Here is a 1,464-nt window from a genome sequence, read left to right as displayed (position 1 = left end):
CTCCACGTGTTCCGGCCGTGCGGTGGCCGATCCGCCGACGAACGGCCCGGGATGGCCCGTCAATCCGTGCCGACGTGCGCCGCCGGGGCCGCACCGCTGCGGATGTCGGCGGGGCGGTCTGTGGTGGGGAGGCCCGCGGCGAGCCAGGCGTCGACGCCGCCGATCATGTCCGTGGCGCGGCGGAGGCCGAGGGTCTGCAGGCTGGCGGCTGCAAGACTGGAGCTGTAACCCTGCCGGCACACCAGGATGATCTCCCGGTCGTACCCGGTGGCCTCCGGGATGCGCCAGGCGCTGGCCGGGTCGAGGCGCCATTCCAGCACGGTCCGGTCGATGACGACCGCCCCGGGCAGGTCGCCCTGTTCACGGCGCTGCGTCTCGGTACGGGTGTCGACCAGCAGCGCCCCGCCTCGGACCGCCTCGACGGTCTGCTGCGGAGTCAGTCGGTGCAGCCCGGCTCGGGCCTGTTCGAGCAGGGCGTCGATGCCGGGGCTCATCACGTCTCGGAGCACCACCCGATGATGCCGATTGGTATGCCACCCCGGGAGGCGAACGGGCCCGGCGTCACCCGCCGCCGCCCCAATTCCCCCGGACGTGACGGGTTCGGGCGATGGCCGTCAGTCGGACGGGTCAGACCGGCGACGGGGGCGGCCCGGGCACCGTGATCGACTCGGTTTCAGTGAAGGCGCGGTGTCCCGCCGGCTCGGATACCCCACCTTCGCTGAAACCGAGTCGATCTTGGCGCTGATCCTTTGAGGGCGGGGGATACTGCGGTCGTGCACGGACTCGTTACCAGGGAACTGTTCGTCGGTGAGCATCCGCAGCGGTGCGGCCCCGGCGGCGCACGTCGGCACGGATTGACGGGCCATCCCGGGCCGTTCGTCGGCGGATCGGCCACCGCACGGCCGGAACACGTGGAGCCACACTGAATCCCGGAACCGGCAGGCCCGCTCCCGGCCAGGAGGCCGCTCCCGGCCAGGAGGCCGCTCCCGGCCAGGAGGCCGCTCCCGGCCAGGAGGCCGCTCCCGGCCAGGAGGCCGCTCCCGGCCAGGAGGCCGCGTCCGCCCGCAGGGTCGCACTCGGCCGCGAGGCCGCACACGGCCACGGGATCCGGGACGCCCACGACGACGCCGCACCCGGCCACGAGGCCGCACACCGCCACGAGGCCGCACACCGCCACGAGGCCGCACACCGCCACGAGGTTGGGGACGCCTACGACGAGGTCGGGGACGTCGGCGGGCCGACCGGGCTAGCCCTGCATTCCGCACGTGGGTGATCGTGGGCGGGTTTCGGCGCGGCGGGTTGGTGGTGAGGGTGGCTGATGGCAGCGTGCCGGGCTGTGAGACAGCGTGCGCGGTTCGGGTTGCCGTCGGTGGAGAAGGCGTTGGGGTCGTTGCCGTTGGTCGCGGCGTTCGGTTCTCGGCTGCGGATTCGTGACGTTATCGACGGGTTGTGTCCGGTTGATGA

General features: G+C 72.9%; 1 protein-coding gene. It reads right to left on the bottom strand.

Annotated elements, in window-relative coordinates:
• Positions 1-59: 59 nt before the first annotated feature.
• Positions 60-494 carry a rhodanese-like domain-containing protein gene (locus F8271_RS31335; protein WP_151493381.1) on the bottom strand — a complete coding sequence of 145 codons (435 nt, stop codon included), beginning with the start codon at positions 492-494 and terminating at the stop codon, positions 60-62.
• Positions 495-1,464 lie beyond the last annotated feature (970 nt).

Source organism: Micromonospora sp. ALFpr18c, assembly GCF_008868155.1.
Taxonomy (GTDB): domain Bacteria; phylum Actinomycetota; class Actinomycetes; order Mycobacteriales; family Micromonosporaceae; genus Micromonospora.
Note: the sequence above shows the minus strand (reverse complement) of the source record. Positions and strands in the feature narration are given on the sequence as shown.